This is a genomic window from Serratia ureilytica (genome assembly GCF_013375155.1).
Classification (GTDB): domain Bacteria; phylum Pseudomonadota; class Gammaproteobacteria; order Enterobacterales; family Enterobacteriaceae; genus Serratia; species Serratia ureilytica.
Genome location: NZ_JABXOF010000002.1, coordinates 26,122 through 46,256 on the forward strand (window position 1 = coordinate 26,122; position 20,135 = coordinate 46,256).

At 57.4% G+C, this 20,135-nt stretch carries 25 protein-coding genes and 1 riboswitch; of the genes, 13 read left to right on the plus strand and 12 right to left on the minus strand.

The features are described from left to right. Nucleotides 1-205 precede the first annotated feature (205 nt). Together sdaA and HWW83_RS03505 are read left to right on the plus strand one after the other, a co-directional pair. Nucleotides 206-1,570 (plus strand): L-serine ammonia-lyase, encoded by a 1,365-nt coding sequence (gene sdaA, locus HWW83_RS03500; protein WP_033650934.1) that lies wholly within the window; start codon nt 206-208, stop codon nt 1,568-1,570. A gap of 267 nt (nt 1,571-1,837) precedes the next feature. Further along, complete coding sequence (locus HWW83_RS03505) at nt 1,838-3,424, plus strand: EAL domain-containing protein (RefSeq protein ID WP_033643382.1); 1,587 nt, start codon at nt 1,838-1,840, stop codon at nt 3,422-3,424. Between the two features lie 16 nt (nt 3,425-3,440). Here the strand turns inward: HWW83_RS03505 and HWW83_RS03510 are convergent, their stop codons facing one another. Then, entirely contained in the window at nt 3,441-4,985 is a 1,545-nt protein-coding gene (locus HWW83_RS03510) for a TerC family protein (RefSeq protein WP_033643383.1), read from the minus strand. Nucleotides 4,986-5,547: 562 nt separating this feature from the next. On the opposite strand from HWW83_RS03510, the gene manX reads away from it, so the two are divergent. The 5 genes from manX to mntP all read left to right on the plus strand — a co-directional run bounded on the left by manX (nt 5,548) and on the right by mntP (nt 9,717). Beyond that, nucleotides 5,548-6,507, plus strand: coding sequence for a PTS mannose transporter subunit IIAB (gene manX / locus HWW83_RS03515; protein WP_089194865.1), 960 nt, complete (start codon nt 5,548-5,550; stop codon nt 6,505-6,507). A 56-nt stretch (nt 6,508-6,563) separates the two neighbouring features. Further along, nucleotides 6,564-7,364 carry a PTS mannose/fructose/sorbose transporter subunit IIC gene (locus tag HWW83_RS03520; protein ID WP_033634888.1) on the plus strand — a complete coding sequence of 267 codons (801 nt, stop codon included), beginning with the start codon at nt 6,564-6,566 and terminating at the stop codon, nt 7,362-7,364. A 15-nt stretch (nt 7,365-7,379) separates the two neighbouring features. Next, entirely contained in the window at nt 7,380-8,222 is an 843-nt protein-coding gene (locus HWW83_RS03525; RefSeq protein WP_033634889.1) for a PTS mannose transporter subunit IID, read from the plus strand. Between the two features lie 54 nt (nt 8,223-8,276). Continuing rightward, entirely contained in the window at nt 8,277-8,735 is a 459-nt protein-coding gene (locus HWW83_RS03530) for a DUF986 family protein (protein ID WP_046687256.1), read from the plus strand. 218 nt (nt 8,736-8,953) lie between these two features. Beyond that, nucleotides 8,954-9,136: riboswitch (yybP-ykoY riboswitch) on the plus strand. An 11-nt stretch (nt 9,137-9,147) separates the two neighbouring features. Beyond that, nucleotides 9,148-9,717: a manganese efflux pump MntP gene (gene mntP / locus HWW83_RS03535; RefSeq protein WP_025159822.1), complete on the plus strand. Its 570-nt coding sequence runs from the start codon at nt 9,148-9,150 to the stop codon at nt 9,715-9,717. A 62-nt stretch (nt 9,718-9,779) separates the two neighbouring features. On the opposite strand, the gene rlmA is transcribed toward mntP, so the two are convergent. Beyond that, nucleotides 9,780-10,598, minus strand: coding sequence for a 23S rRNA (guanine(745)-N(1))-methyltransferase (gene rlmA / locus HWW83_RS03540; RefSeq protein ID WP_046687257.1), 819 nt, complete (start codon nt 10,596-10,598; stop codon nt 9,780-9,782). 161 nt (nt 10,599-10,759) lie between these two features. Here rlmA and pgeF point away from each other — a divergent pair, with 161 nt between their 5' ends. Further along, the gene (gene pgeF, locus HWW83_RS03545) at nt 10,760-11,476 is read left to right on the plus strand and encodes a peptidoglycan editing factor PgeF (RefSeq protein WP_089194866.1); all 717 of its coding nucleotides are present in this window, start codon (nt 10,760-10,762) and stop codon (nt 11,474-11,476) included. Nucleotides 11,477-11,528: 52 nt separating this feature from the next. Here the strand turns inward: pgeF and cspE are convergent, their stop codons facing one another. The 3 genes from cspE to HWW83_RS03560 form a co-directional block, all read right to left on the minus strand. Next, nucleotides 11,529-11,738: a transcription antiterminator/RNA stability regulator CspE gene (cspE, locus tag HWW83_RS03550; protein ID WP_002221949.1), complete on the minus strand. Its 210-nt coding sequence runs from the start codon at nt 11,736-11,738 to the stop codon at nt 11,529-11,531. Nucleotides 11,739-11,779: 41 nt separating this feature from the next. Beyond that, the gene (locus tag HWW83_RS03555) at nt 11,780-11,896 is read right to left on the minus strand and encodes a DUF2627 domain-containing protein (RefSeq protein WP_002211058.1); all 117 of its coding nucleotides are present in this window, start codon (nt 11,894-11,896) and stop codon (nt 11,780-11,782) included. Nucleotides 11,897-12,578: 682 nt separating this feature from the next. Next, nucleotides 12,579-13,616, minus strand: a complete 1,038-nt coding sequence (locus tag HWW83_RS03560; RefSeq protein ID WP_033643388.1) for an MBL fold metallo-hydrolase — start codon at nt 13,614-13,616, stop codon at nt 12,579-12,581. Nucleotides 13,617-13,837: 221 nt separating this feature from the next. Here HWW83_RS03560 and HWW83_RS03565 point away from each other — a divergent pair, with 221 nt between their 5' ends. Continuing rightward, complete coding sequence (locus tag HWW83_RS03565; RefSeq protein ID WP_033643389.1) at nt 13,838-14,128, plus strand: hypothetical protein; 291 nt, start codon at nt 13,838-13,840, stop codon at nt 14,126-14,128. Between the two features lie 40 nt (nt 14,129-14,168). Here HWW83_RS03565 and HWW83_RS03570 read toward each other — a convergent pair whose 3' ends face one another. From HWW83_RS03570 to HWW83_RS03580, 3 genes are all read right to left on the minus strand, one after another. Further along, the gene (locus HWW83_RS03570; protein WP_033643390.1) at nt 14,169-15,530 is read right to left on the minus strand and encodes an amino acid permease; all 1,362 of its coding nucleotides are present in this window, start codon (nt 15,528-15,530) and stop codon (nt 14,169-14,171) included. Between the two features lie 175 nt (nt 15,531-15,705). Then, a complete protein-coding gene (locus HWW83_RS03575; protein WP_025303167.1) occupies nt 15,706-15,942 on the minus strand; it encodes a DUF4060 family protein in 237 nt (78 codons plus the stop codon). Nucleotides 15,943-16,017: 75 nt separating this feature from the next. Then, on the minus strand, nt 16,018-16,320 hold the full coding sequence (locus HWW83_RS03580) for a phage protein NinX family protein (RefSeq protein WP_033643391.1): 303 nt from the start codon (nt 16,318-16,320) through the stop codon (nt 16,018-16,020). Nucleotides 16,321-16,489: 169 nt separating this feature from the next. Between HWW83_RS03580 and fos the strand changes: the two genes are divergently transcribed. Then, the gene (gene fos, locus HWW83_RS03585; protein WP_033643393.1) at nt 16,490-16,897 is read left to right on the plus strand and encodes a fosfomycin resistance glutathione transferase; all 408 of its coding nucleotides are present in this window, start codon (nt 16,490-16,492) and stop codon (nt 16,895-16,897) included. A 38-nt stretch (nt 16,898-16,935) separates the two neighbouring features. Here fos and HWW83_RS03590 read toward each other — a convergent pair whose 3' ends face one another. Both HWW83_RS03590 and mgrB read right to left on the minus strand, forming a co-directional pair. Next, nucleotides 16,936-17,211 (minus strand): YebO family protein, encoded by a 276-nt coding sequence (locus HWW83_RS03590; RefSeq protein ID WP_033643394.1) that lies wholly within the window; start codon nt 17,209-17,211, stop codon nt 16,936-16,938. 81 nt (nt 17,212-17,292) lie between these two features. Then, nucleotides 17,293-17,436, minus strand: coding sequence for a PhoP/PhoQ regulatory lipoprotein MgrB (gene mgrB, locus HWW83_RS03595; RefSeq protein ID WP_016927395.1), 144 nt, complete (start codon nt 17,434-17,436; stop codon nt 17,293-17,295). Between the two features lie 176 nt (nt 17,437-17,612). Between mgrB and HWW83_RS03600 the strand changes: the two genes are divergently transcribed. Continuing rightward, entirely contained in the window at nt 17,613-17,846 is a 234-nt protein-coding gene (locus tag HWW83_RS03600; RefSeq protein ID WP_038877047.1) for a YobH family protein, read from the plus strand. 40 nt (nt 17,847-17,886) lie between these two features. Here HWW83_RS03600 and HWW83_RS03605 read toward each other — a convergent pair whose 3' ends face one another. Beyond that, complete coding sequence (locus HWW83_RS03605; RefSeq protein WP_025303170.1) at nt 17,887-18,126, minus strand: DUF2766 family protein; 240 nt, start codon at nt 18,124-18,126, stop codon at nt 17,887-17,889. Nucleotides 18,127-18,314: 188 nt separating this feature from the next. On the opposite strand from HWW83_RS03605, the gene HWW83_RS03610 reads away from it, so the two are divergent. After that, entirely contained in the window at nt 18,315-18,527 is a 213-nt protein-coding gene (locus HWW83_RS03610; protein ID WP_004927694.1) for a YccJ family protein, read from the plus strand. 444 nt (nt 18,528-18,971) lie between these two features. Further along, on the plus strand, nt 18,972-19,358 hold the full coding sequence (locus HWW83_RS03615; protein ID WP_004927697.1) for a helix-turn-helix domain-containing protein: 387 nt from the start codon (nt 18,972-18,974) through the stop codon (nt 19,356-19,358). A gap of 25 nt (nt 19,359-19,383) precedes the next feature. On the opposite strand, the gene HWW83_RS03620 is transcribed toward HWW83_RS03615, so the two are convergent. Beyond that, a complete protein-coding gene (locus tag HWW83_RS03620) occupies nt 19,384-19,737 on the minus strand; it encodes a DUF1304 domain-containing protein (RefSeq protein WP_047574842.1) in 354 nt (117 codons plus the stop codon). Nucleotides 19,738-20,135: the final 398 nt, after the last annotated feature.

Here is a 20,135-nt window from a genome sequence, read left to right on the forward strand (position 1 = left end):
TACCGTTAATGGAGCTTGGGCGAAAGCGGATGCCCCGCACAAGGGTTCGCCCCGGGTAATCAGTAAAAAAAGCGACACCACGGATTATTTAATTTCATGCGAAAAAGGCAGCCGAACCCGCACGGCCCTTTTACAATATCGCTGTTCCCTGCGCGGTTTTTAACCGCCGCAGCCATAACAATACGTCTCTTTAAGGAGTTTTAGCGTGATTAGCGTTTTCGACATGTTTAAGATCGGCATCGGCCCGTCCAGCTCTCATACGGTTGGACCGATGAAAGCCGGCAAACAGTTTGTCGACGATCTGGTAAATAAAGGCCTGATGCCTTCTATCACGCGTGTTGCCGTAGACGTTTACGGCTCACTCTCATTGACCGGCAAAGGTCACCATACCGATATCGCTATCATTCTCGGCCTGGCCGGCAACATGCCGGACACCGTCGATATCGATAGCATTCCGGGTTTTATTCGCGATGTAGAACAACGTCAACGCCTGATGCTGGCCAACGGCCTGCATGAAGTCGATTTCCCGCGCGACGGCGGCATGGTCTTCCGCAGCGACAACCTGCCGCTGCACGAAAACGGCATGCAGGTCCACGCCTTCGCCGGCGATAAAGAAGTGTACAGCAAGACCTATTACTCTATCGGCGGCGGCTTCATCGTCGATGAAGAGAACTTCGGCAAGGCCGCCGAGCAAGAACTGCAAATGCCTTATCCGTTCAATTCCGCGCGCGAAATGCTCGACCACTGTCGCGATACCGGGCTGTCGCTGTCCGGCATGGTGATGCAGAACGAACTGGCGCTGCACAGCAAGCAAGAGATCGACACCTACTTCGGTAACGTCTGGCAAACCATGCGCGCCTGCATCGATCGCGGTCTGAACACCGAAGGCGTGCTGCCGGGCCCGCTGCGCGTGCCGCGCCGTGCCTCCGCGCTGCGCCGCATGCTGGTGGCGTCGGACAAACTGTCCAACGATCCGATGAACGTGATCGACTGGGTCAACATGTTCGCGCTGGCGGTTAACGAAGAAAACGCCGCCGGCGGCCGCGTCGTCACCGCGCCGACCAACGGCGCCTGCGGCATCGTGCCTGCCGTGCTGGCTTACTACGATCACTTCATCGAGTCCGTCAGCCCGGACATCTATATCCGCTACTTTATGGCGGCGGGCGCCATCGGCGCGCTGTACAAGATGAACGCCTCCATTTCCGGCGCCGAAGTCGGCTGTCAGGGTGAAGTCGGCGTTGCCTGCTCCATGGCGGCGGCCGGCCTGGCCGAACTGCTGGGCGGCAGCCCTGAGCAGGTATGCGTGGCGGCGGAAATCGGCATGGAACACAACCTGGGTCTGACCTGCGATCCGGTCGCCGGCCAGGTGCAGGTGCCGTGCATTGAGCGCAACGCCATCGCCTCGGTCAAGGCGATCAATGCCGCCCGCATGGCCCTGCGCCGCACCAGCGAACCGCGCGTTTCGCTGGATAAGGTGATCGAGACCATGTATGAAACCGGCAAAGACATGAACGCCAAGTATCGAGAAACATCACGCGGCGGCCTGGCTATCAAGGTGCAATGCGACTGACCGACAACCCCGCCACCTGGCGGGGTTTTTTATGGGTAATCAATTCATTGAGCGTTTTTGTGACAATGTCACCAGAAAAAATCCTGCATTTTTCTCATCGATCCGGCGGTTAGCCTGCAAATTGACCTTCTGTTTTGCCAAATCGAAATAATTTACTGAGTTACCATCAATCTTGTATAACCTCAGGCTAGAATTAGCCGAGCGCAACTTAAGGATCTATGGCCTGACCGTGACTCGGAGCTGGATTACCGAACAAGGATTTACCGGATGTTGATGACCCACCTCGCCGCGTCCCAATATCGTTACTACCGTTGGCTGCTGGCCGGAGCGGTGGGCGCGGCTATTCTGTTGGTATCGCTGTATACCCGTTACTATCAAGAGGTCAAAAGCATCGAGCAGAGCCAGCAAACGTTGGCCACCCGCACCGTCGGCAAGATTGACCAGCTGCTGTCCCCCGCACAGCTGCAGGCGGAACGCAGTATGGACATGCTGGAACAACCCTGCGAGAACGTCTCATCGACCCTACGCTTTCGCGCTGCGCAAAATCAGGCGCTGCGCGCCATGCTGCTGGTAAAAAATGGCGTCATCTACTGCTCCAGCCTGTTTGGCGCCCGTCATTATCAGTTGGCCGCCGTGCTGCCGATTTTCGTCAACAGCAACGTCAAGCTGGCGCTGCGCCCTTCGTTGGCGGTGAGCAAAGGACTGCCCACGTTGGTGATGTGGACACCCTCCCCCGGCGATAGAACCAGCGGCGTTCTGCACGTCTTCAATATCGAGCTGTTATCGAACTTTTTACTCGAACCGCAGGAGCCTTATGTTCAGCGAATGGTGCTGAACGTAGCCGACAGCAGCCTGGAATACGGACGCCGTGAAATCCTGCGCCGCGACACCCTGACCAACGATCTGCGTTACACCGCCGGTTCCGAGCGGTACCCGTTCTCGATTTCGCTGTTCGGCCCGCAGGTCGGCATGCTGGCGTTTTCCGCACTGCCGCGCCATATTCCTCTGGCGCTGTTGATCAGCCTGCTGGCGGCCTATGTGGTCTACCTGCTCACCGCTAACCGTATGAGCCTGTCTTATCACATCGGCCATGCCATTACCCACCGGGAGTTCCGCGTTTACTGCCAACCGATCATTCACAGCGATACCGGCCGCTGCGCCGGCGTCGAGATGCTGCTGCGTTGGAAAAAGAAACGGCAGGGGTGGATCTCGCCCGACGTGTTTATCCCGCTGGCCGAGCAGCATGAGCTGATCATTCCGCTGACCCGCTATCTGATGAACACCGTGACGGAAAATCTGCAGCTATTCCCGCCGCGGCCGTCGTTCTATATCAGCATCAACGTCGCGGCCGAACATTTTAAAACGCTCAACATCATCGACGATATCCGCCAGATTTGGCTGCCGGCGCACCCAATGCCGTCACTGATGCTGGAGCTGACCGAGCGCACCGCGCTGTCGGCCATCCAGCATGACCAGATCCGGACGCTGAAAGACATGGGTATCATGCTGGCCATCGACGATTTCGGCACCGGCCACAGTTCGCTGAGCTACCTGAAAAACCTCAGCCCGGACGTGTTGAAGATCGACCGCGGGTTTACCGCGGCCATCGGCACCGACGCGGTAAACGCCACGGTGACCGACACCATCATTACGCTGGCGCAGCGGCTGAAGCTGAAGTTGGTGGCTGAAGGGGTAGAAACGGCGGAACAGGCTGACTATCTGCGCTCACGCGAGGTCAATGCCCTGCAGGGGTATTATTTCGCCAAACCGATGCCGATCCACGTTTTCCCGCTGTGGTTGCAGCAGTACGAATCGCGCGTCAGACATGCGCAAGAGGATCCGCCGGAGGCCTGAGCCTCCGGCGAACGGGTTACGACTGCGTCGGCTCGTCAAAGACGACGCGGGTGACACGCACCAGTTCGATGCGGTATTCGGAGACGTCGACGATATCGAAACGCAGGTGGTTCAGCTCGATAGTATCCCCCACCACCGGCATCTGGCCGTAGTGGGCCAACAGCAGCCCCGCCAGGGTGGCGTAGTCCGCGGTTGGGCTCACCAGGTCATCGCAGGCCAGCGCCTGTTCCAGCGAGTGCAGGTCGGTCCCGCCCTTCACCAGCCAGCCGTCGCCTTCCGCCACAATGTCCGGGGTTTCATCTTCGTCCGGGAATTCACCGGCAATCGCTTCCAGCACGTCCAGCGGCGTCACCAGCCCTTGCACGACGCCGAACTCGTTGGTGACCACCACCAGACGCCCTTTGGCGCGACGCAGCACCGCCAACAGCTTGATGACGTCCATGGTTTCCGGCACCACGATCGGCGGCGTGCGGGCGGCGAACTCGGCGATATCTTCACCCTGCTCCAGCGCCACCAGCAGATCCTTGGCGCGCACCACGCCGACAATCTCATCCACCGAATCGCGGCACACCGGGAACAGACTGTGCGGCGTGTCCAGCAGCTGTTCGCGCACCTCTTCACGAGAGCGCTCGCAATCGACCCAGGAAATCTCGGTGCGCGGCGTCATCACGCTGCGCAATGAGCGCGAGGCCAGCGTCAGCACGCCGCTGATCATATAACGCTCTTCCTCCGCAAAGGTTTCATCCCGCGGCAAGGCGACCGCATCGTCCGTCTGCTGCGCGCGCTGCTGCCCCATCAGGCGCATGATCGCTTCCGCGGTGCGCTCGCGCATCGGGCGACGCGCCTGATGCTTGATGAAGTTGCGACGCGCGATCTGGTTGAACAATTCAATCAGGATCGAGAAGCCGATCGCGGCGTACAGATAACCTTTAGGAATATGCAAGCCGAAGCCTTCGGCGATCAGGCTCAGGCCGATCATCAACAGGAAGCTCAGGCACAGCACCACAATGGTCGGGTGCGCGTTAACGAAGTTAGTCAACGGTTTGGACGCCAACAGCATCACCGCCATCGCGATCACCACCGCCGCCATCATCACCGGCAGATCGTTCACCATGCCCACTGCGGTAATCACCGCATCGAGCGAGAACACCGCGTCGAGGATGACGATCTGCACCACCACCGCCCAGAACTTGGCGTAACCGCGGTTGGCGCCGTCCTGGTGCGTCTGCCCTTCCAGCCGTTCATGCAGCTCCATGGTGGCTTTGAACAACAGGAACACCCCGCCGAACAGCAGGATAAGATCGCGGCCCGAGAAGCTGAAATCGCCGACGCTGAACAGCGGCGTGGTCAGCGTCACCATCCAGGAGATCACCGACAACAGGCCCAAACGCATCAGCAGTGCCAGCGACAGGCCGATGATGCGCGCTTTATCACGCTGCTTCGGCGGCAGCTTGTCGGCCAAAATGGCAATGAACACCAGGTTGTCGATGCCCAGCACGATTTCCAGCACCACCAGCGTAAGCAACCCCGCCCAAATAGAGGGGTCCATTAAAAATTCCATATCAGACTCCAGAGAAAAGTGGGAACGAGCGCAGGAGGCTCAGACGTGACGATGCCGCCGCTGCATGGGCGCAGTCGACAATAGCAAGGTGACGGGATGGGATTACCGGGTGGTGGCCGAGCGGCCGAACAGCATATGTAACGCCAGCAGGTGGCGGGTGAAACCTGGAAAAACAGTAACTTCGGTGACAGTCCATAGGGAGGGCTGAGGCCCTTCACTCCTTAGTGATGAAAGAGGAAATTACTGTATCAGGATTTTTCTGGCGGACAAAGCGGCTTTTTCAACGGCGGTTTAAGGTTGCGCCCTGTCATCTCGCCCACGACCGTTAAGATTTATCCGAGCATTCAATAGCGGAGCAGCGTCACAAAAAATATTTTTTCACTCACTAAAATAAATGACGCGTTCGTGAAGTATCGCGCACAGGCATTTGAAACTGCGTGAGAAATGTTAGGCGTGCGTTTCTTTTTTTCTACCATAATGTATCTGAACCGCGGAAGTGACTGCCAAGACGGCACGGAAGAACGATATACACCGTGCCTGGAGTTCAACGAGGAGGTAGCGAGTGGCAATAGCTATTATCATCGGCACACACGGGGCTGCAGCGGAACAACTGCTGAAAACGGCGGAGATGCTATTGGGCGAGCAGGACAACGTCGCCTTTATAGACTTCGTTCCCGGTGAGAATGCCGAAACGTTAATCGTCAAGTACAACGAAAAAATCAGTGGATTGGATACCAGCGGCGGCGTGCTGTTCCTGGTGGATACCTGGGGCGGCAGCCCGTTCAACGCCGCCAGCCGCATTGCGGTCGATAAAGACAACTATGAGGTCGTCACCGGGGTCAACATCCCGATGCTGGTGGAAACCTTCATGGCGCGGGACGATAACCCCGCTTTCGATGAACTGGTGGCGCTGGCGTTGGAAACCGGCCGTGAAGGCGTGAAAGCGCTGAAAAAACCGCAAGAAGAACCCGCAAAACCCGCAGCACCCGCCCCGAAAGCCGCTGCTCCTCAGGCGCCGTTGGGGCCGAACGATCACATGAAAATCGGCCTGGCGCGTATCGACGATCGCTTAATCCACGGCCAGGTCGCCACCCGCTGGACCAAAGAGACCAACGTCAGCCGCATCATCGTCGTCAGCGATGAGGTCGCCGCCGACCATGTGCGCAAGACCTTGTTGACCCAGGTTGCCCCGCCGGGCGTCACCGCCCACGTGGTGGACGTGGCGAAGGCCATCCGCGTCTGGAACAACCCGAAATACGCCAACGATCGCGTGATGCTGTTATTCACCAACCCGACCGACGTTTGGCGTCTGGTGGAAGGCGGCGTGGAGATTAAATCCGTCAATATCGGCGGCATGGCGTTCCGTCAGGGGAAAACCCAGGTGAACAACGCCGTTTCCGTCGATGAAAAAGATATCGAAGCGTTTAAGAAGCTGAACGACCGCGGTATCGAGCTGGAGGTGCGTAAGGTCTCGTCCGACAGCCGGCTAAAAATGATGGACCTGATTAACAAACTCAATTAGTGGCGCCAGCCGCTGATTATTTTACTCAGAGCTTTTTTGGTCATAGGAGAAGTGCAATGGAGATCACCACTCTTCAGATTGTGCTGATATTTATCGTTGCCTGTATCGCCGGGATGGGTTCCGTCCTCGACGAGTTCCAGTTCCATCGCCCGCTGGTCGCCTGTACCCTGATCGGCTTCATCCTCGGCGACATGAAAACCGGCATCATCATCGGCGGTACGCTGGAAATGATCGCCCTCGGCTGGATGAACATCGGTGCGGCGGTCGCGCCGGATGCCGCCTTGGCGTCCATCATCTCGACCATTCTGGTCATCGCCGGTGGGCAGAGCGTCGGCGCCGGTATCGCGCTGGCCATTCCGCTGGCGGCGGCCGGCCAGGTGCTGACCATCATCGTGCGCACCCTCACCGTGGCCTTCCAGCACGCGGCGGACAGCGCGGCGGAGCGCGGCAGCCTGCGCGCCATCACCTGGATCCATATCGGTGCCCTGCTGCTGCAGGCGATGCGTATCGCCATCCCTGCGGTCATCGTCGCCATCTCGGTCGGCACCGCCGGGGTACACGCCCTGCTCAACTCGATCCCGGAAGTGGTCACCAGCGGCCTGAACATCGCCGGCGGCATGATCGTCGTGGTCGGTTACGCAATGGTGATTAACATGATGCGCGCCGGCTACCTGATGCCGTTCTTCTATCTCGGTTTCGTTACCGCCGCCTTCACCAACTTCAACCTGGTGGCGCTCGGCGTCATCGGCGTGGTGATGGCCGTGCTGTATATCCAGCTCAGCCCGAAATACAACAAATCTCAGGTTGTCCAGGCCGGCCCGGCTAACGCGAACGATCTCGATAACGAACTCGACTAGGAATAGGTGAGAGAAATGGTTGATACAACTGCTCAAAAGAAACTCACGCCGGCCGACATTCGCGGCGTATTCCTGCGCTCTAACCTGTTCCAGGGGTCATGGAACTTCGAACGCATGCAGGCGCTGGGTTTTTGCTTCTCGATGGTGCCGGTGATCCGTCGCCTGTATCCGGAAAACAATGACGATCGCAAACAGGCGATCAAACGCCATCTCGAGTTCTTCAACACGCACCCTTACGTGGCGGCGCCGGTGCTCGGCGTGACCATGGCGATGGAAGAGCAACGCGCCAACGGCGCGCCGATCGACGACGGCGCGATCAACGGCATCAAGGTCGGTTTGATGGGGCCGTTGGCAGGCGTCGGTGATCCGATCTTCTGGGGCACCGTGCGGCCGGTGTTCGCCGCGCTCGGCGCCGGCATCGCCATGAGCGGCAGCCTGCTCGGACCGATCCTGTTCTTCGTGCTGTTCAACCTGGTGCGCCTGCTGACCCGCTACTACGGCGTGGCCTACGGTTACCGTAAAGGGGTGGATATCGTCAATGACATGGGCGGCGGTTTCCTGCAAAAACTGACGGAAGGAGCGTCCATTCTCGGCCTGTTTGTGATGGGGGCGCTGGTCAACAAGTGGACGCACGTGAATATCCCGCTGGTGGTGTCCAAGATAACCGACCAGACCGGGCATACCAACGTCACCACGGTGCAGACTATCCTCGACCAGCTGATGCCGGGCCTGGTGCCGTTGCTGCTGACCTTCGCCTGCATGTGGCTGCTGCGCAAGAAAGTCAACGCGCTGTGGATCATCATCGGCTTCTTCGTCATCGGTATCTTTGGCTATTGGATTGGCCTGCTGGGCCTGTAATCGTTCGAAACGGCCGGGGGGCAACCCCCGGCTTTTTTATGTGTGGAGCAAGAGATGTCACTGACCGACGCCGTACTGATGCTGTTCATCACCCTGCTGTTGCTGTATTCGCTGTATGACGAATTCGGCATGGATCTGCTGAAAGGCAAAACGCGGCTCAAAGTGCCGCTCAAACGCCGCAACCGGCTCGACAGCCTGATTTTCGTCGGCCTGATCGCCATTCTGATTTACCGCAACGTCACCACCAACGGCGCGGCATTAACCACTTACCTGCTTATTTCTTTGGCGCTGCTCGCCATCTATATCGCTTATATTCGCTCGCCCAAGATGGTGTTTAAAGCGCACGGTTTTTTCTTCGCCAATGTGTTTGTCGAATATAACCGCATTAAAGCCATGAATTTATCGGAGGATGGCATTCTGGCCATCGACCTGGAACAGCGCCGGCTGTTGGTTCAGGTAACTCACCTGGACGACCTGGAGAAGATTTATCACTTTTTCGTTGATAATCAATAAATAAAAATAAATCCATTCCGTTATCGCTCAAACCCCGCGCTGCTTGTGGACAATTAATCGGCAGCGCCATTTCCTTTCTGACTATTATTTCCGCAACATTGTTACCCCCGGCTACATTATATTCCCGCATGAACTCAGATTAATGAAAACGAGTCTCAATTAAGAGCCAATATTGCCAAAGAATAAGGTTGTCGATGGCTGAAATAATATGGTATGGTTGCGCCGTCATTGGGGAGTAGCCGGTTTCTGGAGAATAAAAACCAGAAACGCCCGTATCAACATACTCGTTTCGCCGTATGAAACGTGGTGCGGGCAGCCAGGTAAGGTTGGCGAGACCATAGACACGTAACTCCGTCGTTTGGTTGGGGGTGGGTTACGTGTATATGGAGCCACCCGGCCGAGGCTATTTCACATGAACCTTTCAGCAACGCTTATTCTCGCTTTCGGCATGTCCATGGATGCTTTCGCCGCTTCAATCGGCAAAGGCGCCAGCCTGCATCAACCCCGTTTTCGCGAAGCGATCCGCACCGGCCTGATCTTCGGCGTGGTGGAAGCGATCACCCCGCTCATCGGTTGGGCCATCGGCCTGTTCGCCAGCCAATACATCATGGAATGGGACCACTGGGTCGCCTTCTCGCTGCTGTTCATTCTCGGCATGCGCATGATCGTCGAAGGGGTGCGCAACAGGCCCGACGAAGAAGAGAAGGTCAAACGCCATGGTTTCTGGTTATTGGTCGCCACCGCCATCGCCACCAGCCTCGACGCCATGGCGATCGGCGTCGGCCTGGCCTTCCTGCAGGTGAATATCGTGCACACCGCGATGGCCATCGGCTGCGCCACCATGATCATGGCGACGCTGGGCATGATGATCGGCCGCTTTATCGGCCCGCTGCTCGGCAAACGCGCCGAGATCCTCGGCGGCGTGGTGCTGATAGGTATCGGCGTCAACATCCTGCTGGAACACCTCGGCTACCTGGCCTGAGGCGACCGAACTGCAAAAAAACCTGCCGCGGCAGGTTTTTTTGTTTCTGGACGCCGCGCCTTTTAAGCGCGACGTCGGTACAGCGCCAGGACGAAATCCGTCTCGCACACAAACTCCCCGCCCTCGGCCAACCGCTGTTGCACTTCCGGCGTGGCGCGCCAGGCGAACGGCGTCATCTGCAGCAGGTTGGCGGCCTGCGCGCCCGGCAAGGTCATCGTATAGGCCAGCGCCTCTTTGCGCTCGCAGTCGAACCCATCGAACTGTTCGTCCTGTTCGGCATGCAGCTGCACCTGCTGGTACACCCGCTCTTTCAGCTGGTACAGATGACGCGGGCCCGGCGAAACCGTCACTACCACGCCGCCCGGCTTCACCACCCGCGCCAGCTCCTGCGCCTTGCAAGGGGCGTAGATGCGCAAGACCGCATCCAGCGCCCCGTCGGCGAACGGCAAGCGGTGGCTGGAGGCGACGCAGAACGAGACCGCCGGATAACGTTTGGCGGCATAGCGGATCGCCACCTTCGCGACGTCCAACCCGTAGACCGCCATATTGCGCCCCTGGGCCAGCCGTGAGGCCACGGCGGCGGTGTAATACCCTTCCCCACAGCCTATGTCCAATAACGCGCCAGCATCGGCCGCCAGCGCCACATCCAGCCACTCGGCCACCTGCGCTTGCAACGGCTGATAATATCCACCGTCGAGAAACGCGCGCCGCGCCTGCATCATTTCCGCGCTGTCTCCCGGCTGTTTCGATCGCTTGTGCTGTACCGGCAGCAGATTGACGTAGCCCTCTTTGGCCTGATCGAACTGATGATTGCCGTCGCAACGCCATTGTTGAGATGTAAAATGCAGCGGCTGATGACACAGGGGACATTGATAAGACATGAATGGGCTTCCAGAGAGACAGGGCGCGGCTAGTCTAAAGAAGGCGCCGGTTTGATGCAAGGCGCATCCCCGCTCGCTTTCATCGCCAACAACACCTGGCCAAGCGGGGAAAAAGCTGGCTACACTGAGAGTCTGTTTTCTCACGCAGGTGAAAATAATTTATGAGCGATCGTTCCGCGCTGCTCGATGCGGTGCCCCACATTCAGCACGGCTTCGGCAACAAACTCGCGCTGCTGCCGGGGCATCTGCTGCCCTACAGCGCCACATTGCCGGAAAAGAAGCAGGTGCATGGCACCCGCATCGTCGATGTGCTGCAACCGGCGCAGACGTGCGGTGAGGCCGATGGCTTCTACACGCGCCAGCCCGGCATTCTGCTCAGCGTGCTGACGGCGGATTGCCTGCCGGTGCTGTTCAGCCGTCGTGACGGCGGCGCCATCGCGGCGGTGCACGCCGGCTGGCGCGGGTTGCTGGACGGTATTCTGGAACAGATGGCGGCCCGCATTCGCCAGGACGGCGACACCGCCGATTGGGTGGCCTCCATCGGTCCCGCCGCCGGCCCGTGCTGTTACGAAGTTGACGAAGCGCTGGTGGAAAACTTTAAACAGCGTCTGCCGCTGCCCGCTACGCTGATCAGCCCGCACTATCGGCATCTGGATCTGGCCGCGATCGCCGAATACAAGCTGACGGCACTCGGCTTCGCCGCCGTTGACCGCTCAGGCAGTTGCACTATCTGCACGCCGGACGTCGATCCGCAGCGGCCGCAGCGCTTCAAATACACCAGCTATCGCCGCAACAGCCATCGGCGCGCGCAGGATCCGACGCATCCGGGCATTAAAGGCCGCAACCAGTACGCCGGCATCGTCATCGTCGCCGAATGACGGAAACGAAAAAGCCCGCGCGAAGGCGGGCTTTTTGTACAGCTGACGCTGATTAGATAGCAGTAACGTTTACTGCAGATGGGCCTTTCTGGCCATCTTGGATTTCGAACTCAACGTTCTGGCCTTCAGCCAGGGTTTTGAAGCCGTTACCCTGGATTGCAGAGAAGTGTACGAACACGTCTTTGCTGCCGTCAGCCGGGGTGATGAAACCGAAACCTTTAGACTCGTTGAACCACTTAACTTGACCTTTGATCTTTGCCATCTTGAGTATTTCCTTTGGATTGTTTAAACCGCCCGTAGGCGTTACATAGACAAACTAGAGTCGTTACTGCTTGAGGCACTAAGATAAGGATCGGCAGAGAAGCGGTATTCAACGCTAACGTCTTTACTCAGAACTTCTTTACTGAAAATGCCACACATATACAGAACTGTACCTCGTTTTACCCAGATGCGTTATCACATACTCTGTATGCGATGGCAAGCCATTTTTAATCACTGAACGACATGTCGCACATATTTGAAACGGTCGAGAGCCACATTTGCTTAAATAGGCCAAAAGATGTTGAAGCATCGGCTATTTTCTGCTTGCTAAAATCACTGCGCCAGACCCCGCATTCTGCTGGCGTTTTAACAAAACTTTCATCGTATTGACGCCTATCTGTCTCGTCATTTCCGCTTTTTTGCCGCTTATAGCGTTAAAAAATTTGAATCTTTATGGAATTTGATATGCAACATTTGAATATCGATGAACGGGGGCCAATTTATTCATCGCTCCTCCGACCATTTACCGCCGGAAAGCCCATTCATCATCGGCTTTCAGCCCTGCCGCCAAACGGCGCGGGCGAGCACGGCGAACGGGCCAGCGGTGACGCATCCGCCCTGCACAACGGATGCATAAACATGCAAAGCGCCGACACCTCTCCCGCTTGCCGGTGGGTTCATCATAAATAATCCGAATATCATTAACCTCAATAGCCGGAATAGTCTTATCAATAACGAAAGTTCAACGTTGAATTAAATCCTGAAAACAAGGGGGTTATTTGAATCACCACCCGCGCTTATCAATTCGGCTAATTACAGCCGCGCTTTCAAACCGTTGGTTTTATTCATCCCGCAGCGCCGCCGGGTGGTGATGAGGTAACGCAGACGGTGAGTCCTGCAACGCGATGCGCTCGCCAATCTTCAGCGGATGGAATTGATGCTGCTCCAGCCCCGCTTCACTCAACGCCAGGTTCAACTGCTGCGGCGGCTCGTCCAGCGATTCATCCGCCAATTCGAACACCCCCCAATGAATGGGAATGGCGCGCGGCTGATTCAGTTGACGGTACAGCGTCACCGACTGCTGCGGATCCATATGCTGCTCCTGCATAAACCAGCGCGGCGCATAGGCGCCGATGGGCAGCGCCGCCACGTCGAACGGCCCCAGCCGTTGACCGATCTCCGCCAACCGTTCCGAATAGCCGCTGTCACCGGAAAAATAAAACCGTAGCGCCGGATGGTGGATCACCCAGCCGCACCACAGCGAGCGATTGCGATCCCACAGCGTGCGCATGCTCCAGTGCCGCGCCGGCGTGGCGTAGACCGTCAGCTCGCCCAACGGCAGACTCTGCCACCAGTCCAGCTCATGCACCTTCAGCCGATAACGGCGGAACCAGCGCTTCAAGCCGAGCGGCACGATGAACTCGGCCTGAGGGAAACGCCGCGCCAATTGCCGCACCGTGCGCCTGTCAAGGTGGTCATAATGGTTATGGGAGATCAGCACCGCATCCACCGCCGGCAGTTGCTCCACCGTCAGCGGCGGCGGCGTTCTGCGCTTCGGGCCGTAAAAGCTCAGTGGCGATGCGCGTTCGGACAACGCCGGATCGATCAGGATATAGCGCCCGCTCAACCGCAGCAGCATCGAGGCATGCCCCAACCACCAGACGCTGTCGCCACTGCCGCTGAGATCGGCTGGCTGCCACCAGCGTTCGGTAAATTGCGCGTAGCCCTGCTGCGGCGGCTTGGGCAACCCCTGGCGCTTGCGCTCATCTTGCCAACGTTGAAGATCCCCCTCCTGACGCCGCGAAGGTTCCGGGTTGCGAAATCCCTCCGGCGTGTGATGCGCCTTGGCCGCGTCGTAATAACGGTTGATTCTTTTCATCCAGCGTCTTCTCCCGACCCTCAGCGCCCTGCACGGGCATGACTTTCAGTGTAACAAACCCGATGAAGCTCGCACTTCGTCAGCCGTGCGCTGCATTGAGGGAGCTTTTGCCGTATGCTGTTGTCTCACTTCGGTGAGACAGCCAGGGCCGCCAAGAGCCCGTTAAGACTCTCTTAAGAACTTTGTGATTGACTTGTAGGGCATACAGAAAAGGAGAAGTTATGAGTCGTTCGACATCCCGCAAATCAGGCGCAGGCCTGGGGCGCCGTATTCGCAGCGCGCTGCTGGCGCAGAAGCAATACTGGAAAATGTATTTCGCCATGAAGCTGCGCCGCGTGCGCGTGCCTGCACCGCTGGTGCTGCTTGGCGGTTCGCTGCTCGGGTTCTTCATGCTGACCCTGCTGATGCTCAGCGTGGTGACCATCGACGTCATCAGCACCCTGCTGCTGCTGTGCCGGAAACTGCTGGGACGGGGTGACGGTGAGGGGCGCGCCTTTATGCCGCGCAGCTGACGAGAAGAGCGCGGAGGCGCAATACGCCTCCGCGCGCAGATTAACGCTTGGCGCCTTTGCGGCGCGTCAGCATGAATCCGCCCCACAGCACTGCAACCCACACCGGCATCAACAGCACCGAAATGCGGATCCCTTCGCTGAAATACATAATCACTAAAATCAGGCCGAGGAACGCCAGGCACAGATAGTTGCCGAACGGATACCACAGCGCCTTAAAGCTCGGAATGACACCCTGACGGTTCTTCGCCGCACGGAATTTCAGGTGCGCCAGGCAGATCATCACCCAGTTGATCACCAGGGTGGACACCACCAGCGCCATCAGCAGCTCAAACGCCTTGCCGGGCATCAGATAGTTGATCAGCACGCCGATCGAGGTAATCAGCGCCGACAGCGCGATGGACAGGACCGGCACGCCGCGCTTGTTGACGCGCGTCAGCGCTTTCGGCGCATTGCCCTGGCTGGCCAGCCCGAACAACATGCGGCTGTTGGCGTAAACGCCGCTGTTGTAGACCGACAATGCGGCGGTCAGCACCACCACGTTGAGCACCGTCGCCACCAGATTGCTGTTCAGCGCATGGAAGATCAGCACGAACGGGCTGCCGCCCTCCACCACTTGCCCCCACGGATAAAGCGAGAGCAGTACGGTCAGCGAACCGATATAGAAAATCAGAATACGGTACACCACCTGATTGGTCGCTTTAGGAATGCTGCGACGCGGATCCGCGGCTTCCGCCGCGGTGATGCCCACCATCTCCAGCCCGCCGAACGAGAACATGATCACCGCCATCGCCATCACCAGCCCCGAGAAGCCGTGCGGCATAAAGCCGCCCTGCTGCCACAGGTTGGTGATGCTGGCCTGTGGCCCACCGTTGCCGCTGGCCAACAGCCAGGCGCCAAACACGATCATGCCGACAATCGCCACCACCTTGATGATGGCGAACCAAAACTCGGTTTCGCCGTACAGGCGCACGTTCACCAGGTTGATCAGATTGATCAACACAAAGAACAGCGCGGCGGACGCCCAGGTGGGGATCTCTGGCCACCAGTACTGAATGTAGATGCCGACGGCGGTCAATTCCGCCATGCCGACCAGAATGAACATCGCCCAGTAGTTCCAGCCGGAAAGGAAACCGGCGAAATCACCCCAATATTTATAGGCAAAGTGACTGAAAGATCCGGCGACCGGCTCCTCCACCACCATTTCGCCCAGCTGGCGCATGATCAAAAACGCGATAAAACCGCCGATGGCGTAGCCCAACAGCACGGCGGGGCCGGCCATTTTAATGGTTTGCGCAATGCCGAGAAATAAACCGGTGCCGATGGCGCCCCCGAGGGCAATAAGCTGTATGTGTCTGTTTTTTAATCCGCGTTTTAGCGGGGTATCCTGATGCTGACCGCCCATCTTATCCTCATATGGCGTACCTCCTTGCCGTTATCGGCCAAGATTTCACCAATCAATAAATGTATCTGCGGGCGGCTTTTTAACACTTAACCCCGTGAGCATCAAGGAGTAGCGCCCCGAGACGGCAGACCGGAGCGCGATTTTTTAACCGAGGGAGAGCGGGTAACGGCGGCGTTCAGCCAGGCATACCGCACAGTTTGGTCAGGTTGCGCGCGCCGATCATCAGCGTGGCGACATAAGATTGGCGACGCGTAACCACTTCCACCGCCACGCGATCGTTTTGATATTTTATCAGATAGGTCGAGGGCCAGCCCTGACGGCGCTGGCCGAAGCTTTCGGCATGACGATCGATTGCCGCATGGGCAATCACCAGATGAGACAAGTTTTTATCACCTTTGATAATGCGCTTCATAAACAGCCTCCGCCAACGACAGCTCTGTTATTAGAAAAAGGAGAAACTCTTACCAATCACCGGTATTTTTGCGAATCAGTTAGCCTGTCGGCTCATCAGAAAACAGATCATCGCCGCGCGCAGCGGGCTGGCGCTGTCGGCCTGCCATTCACCGCCCTGGGTGCTCATGCGCGCCTGCCACTGTGGGCTGTCGCTGTGGTTGTCGGGGTTCAGACTGATTTTGTTGGCGCAAATGATCGGCCAGGCATCGGAGGGATTCTTGCAGTAATCTTTACCTTTTACGCCGCCGTAGGGATACCACTTGTCCGGGTTCTCCCCGGTCAGCAGCGCAATGCTGCGGTTCACTTCGGCATCGCTTTCTTCGTACCATTTAATCATCGGCTTTATCCATCTTTTGTAAGGTTGGCGCTACATTACGATGTCTGTAAGACAGTTTTATGACAGCGTCGCCGGTTTTCACATTATCTGCACTAATGTTTCGCCCCCTTTAACTTTTCTCCCCTTCTGCGTACACTTTTCGTCTGTTTAGCGCCCAGGAAACGCACGCATGTTGACCGGCCTCAACCACCTGACGCTCGCCGTCAGCGATCTCGATCGCAGCTTCGATTTTTACCGCCATCTGTTGGGGTTCACCCCTCACGCCCGCTGGCAAGGCGGCGCCTATCTGTCATTGGGGGCGTTGTGGCTGTGTCTGTCATTGGATGAGGCGCGCACGCAACCACGGGCGCGTGATTACACCCATTACGCCTTCAGCGTCGCGCCGGAACACATTGAACGGGTCAGCGAGCGGCTTCGCCAGAGCGGCGCAGAAGAGTGGAAAAGCAATCGCAGCGAGGGCGAGTCGCTCTATTTTCTCGATCCTGATGGGCATCAGTTGGAGATCCATGCCGGCGATCTGGCCAGCCGCCTGGCGGCATGCCGGGAAAAACCGTATCAGGGCATGGTATTTTACTGAAGCGCCCCGGCGGCGCAGCGCCAGCCGGAGCAAGGTGTTCAACGTTCGGGGATAAAACCTTTAAAATCCAGCGCGGGGCTGAGATCGTCGTCATCAGCATCGCCGCCGTCGGCGCGAGCGCTGTGCGCCAAACGCTTCAACAGCGCCGTTTGTTGACGTTGCTGCTCGGCAATTTCCTGCAGCAGGCGAATCTGCTCGTTGGCGCGCACGCTGGCGCGGTTCACAAGGAACCAAACCCAGAGCCCCACCAGCAACGCCACGGCGGCGAGAGCCAACGACAACAGGCCGTTCTGGCCAAAACCTAAATCGTACATGGACAACCCTATCTACTGCGAAATTCAGGCCGCCATCTTAACACTCGCGGCGGCCGGGCGAACATCCCTGCCAAAAATTGCTTACCAGGGTACGAAGCGCGTCACCGAACAGATGCCCAGCGCAAAATTTCCACCATCGTCGCAATAGCTGTCCAGCGCCAACAGGTAGAAAAACAGGCAGGCAGCGACGGCCGTCATTATCACGAGGATTTTTTTTCGCAACAAATTTAGCAGCCTCATTGTTATCTGGGTAATCTATCGCGCATGTTATCACAGCGAAGTTAAACGAAGTTTAACTTGTCGTTTAGATTTCTGGCTATCGCCCGGTTTTCAGACTGTTACCCTTGCCGTCATGCCGTTGTCGTGGCTAGATGGGCCCTCAGGGACAATGAGGAAGCACAATGAGCAGATTGATTAAGTGGGTACTGGTGTTGGCGGTCATTTACGGCGGCTTTTTGATCTCGGGTTACGGCGTGCTGATAGGCAGCAACAAGAACGTTGGCGGGTTGGGATTGCAGTGCAAATACCTGACGGCGCGCAACGTGGCGATCGCCCAGTACGTCAATGGCGACAACGGTTTCATCGGCGTAGCCGACTGCCCGCTGTTCAAGAAAATCGAAACGGTGGTGGATTAACCGCCACCGCCCGACGCCGCCGCCCTGCGGCGGCCCCGCCTCAGCTGCGGGTGAACTTCATCTCGATCAGCGCAATCGCCTTGTCAATCGCGCGACGAGTCACCGGATCGGCGCCTGCAGGATGCGTGGAGAAATCGATGCTTTTAAGCTGACCCGCCATCTTGTCACGCACTTCGGTAGGCGCAATCACGTCGATAACGTCCAGAATCTGTTTGATGACCAGTTGGCAAGCGACCAGATCGGAAGCCAGTTCCTGCTCGTTGCTCAGCATGTCAGACATAATAACTTTTCCTCTTGATTCAAACGCCGCACAGAATAGCACGCCGCCTGCACCATTGCCCGCCCTCACCGCCTTTTTCCCCATTCTGCGCACCGCCGGGCAAAAGCCCGCGGCAGATTAGCCTATACTTGCAGCATGACGGTGATAAAAACATCCGTAACCTAAGCCACAACCAACAGGAGATAGTTATGGCGAATCACAATGTGAAATCCTGGGCAACAGTGCGTGAAACTTCGGTGGAAATTGCCGAAGCTATTTTTGAACTGGCAGGGAACGATGAAGTGTTGGCGCAGAAAATCTGGGAAGAAGGCAGCGATGAAGCGCTGGAAAAGGCTTTTGCCAAAACCACCGCCGACCAGCTTTATTGGGGAGAGGAAACCGTCGAGCGTAAAAACGTTTAAGCCGCCAGGCAACAAAAAGCCCGGGTTTCTGGCCCAGGCTTTCCCGATTAGCGCTCACCCCGCTCAGCGGCGTGCATCTCTGCTTGCTCTCACGGTTCTTCACCTCCCACACCTTCCGCATTTTTCATGCTCATCACCGGCGTCGCCATAAAAGCGCCGACGCCCACGATTACAACCAGAGTAATAATCACTGTCATTAACATGCGATCACCCCATCAACGTTGAGTTGTTACGGCTGACTCTGTTTTGGCGGTTCTTGCTGCGGTCTGCTCCGCGTCACCCACCGCGGCGGCGACAGTCTCAGATTAGCCGTTTTTCCTTTCGGCTGACAAGCGGCGGTTCAACGGTTTTTCCGAATCATGCCCCGTCATCGGCGGCGTTTTTTGTCCGCGGCGGCAAGTTGTGTATACTTCACCGCTATGTAGATCTCACACTGACGCACTGATGATACAAGAACACCATCTCTCATTGGTCTGCGCCCTCAGCAAATGGGTCGAAACTCACCTCGGACGAGTGATCCATCTCGAAGAGCTGGCCGAGTACTCCGGCTACTCGCTGTGGCACATGCAGAAGCTGTTCAAAGAAGCGACAGGGATTTCGCTGGGCAAATACATTCGTGAACGCCGTCTGGCCGGCGCGGTCTATCAACTGCGCAGCAGTGAAGCGTCGATTTTCGATATCGCCCTGGACTTTGGCTTCGGCTCACAGTCCCACTTCACCTACATGTTCAGAAAGCGTTTTAATATCACGCCTTACGATTTCCGCCAGGATCTGAGCGTCGATCTGCACATCGATCCGCCGCTGCACGTCATTCACCAAAAATCCGCCTGATTTTCGCCCGCCGTCAACCGGCGGGTTAACGCGCGCCCGAGACCGCCAGCAGCGCGATCGCGGCCGGCAACGCCTGCACCCACAGGATCTTGCGGCTGGCGGTCAGCCCGCCGAACACGCCGGCCGCCAGCACGCAGCCGAGAAAGAACAGCTGCAGCGCCACATCTTCACGCCAATAGCCCCATACCAGGCCCAGCGCCAGAAAACCGTTGTACAGTCCCTGGTTGGCGGCCAAGACCCGCGTGGCCGCGGCGAACTCCGCCGTCGTCCCGAATGCTCGCCTGCCGATCGGCGCGCGCCACAGGAACATTTCCAATACCAGGATATAAAGGTGGAGCGCCGCGATAAGCAGCAGAACAATGTCAGCAATGAGCTTCATGATTATCCAAATAGCGAAATGGGGATGCCGTCAAGTATAAGTGATGGGTGAATATCGCTCACCATCCAAGATAAAAAAACCCGCCGAAGCGGGTTTATGCAGGAGTCATTTTTTGAGGTTAGTGTAATACGGCAACCAACAATGCCGCGACAGAGACCCAAAACAGCGCCGTGGCAACCACGACATGGGACAGTCTTGCACGATAAAGAACTTGGCTCATAATGACCTCACTGACATCAGACTAACGGGAGACAACCTGACTTCCTGAGGATTATCCTAATCTTCTTCCGTTTATCATTATATGCGCCAGATCACTATTTCGTTGAGAAACTTTATATTGTCGTGAAGCTGGAGCCGCGATCACATTTATTGCGCGTTATTAGAGCGAAATAAGTCGA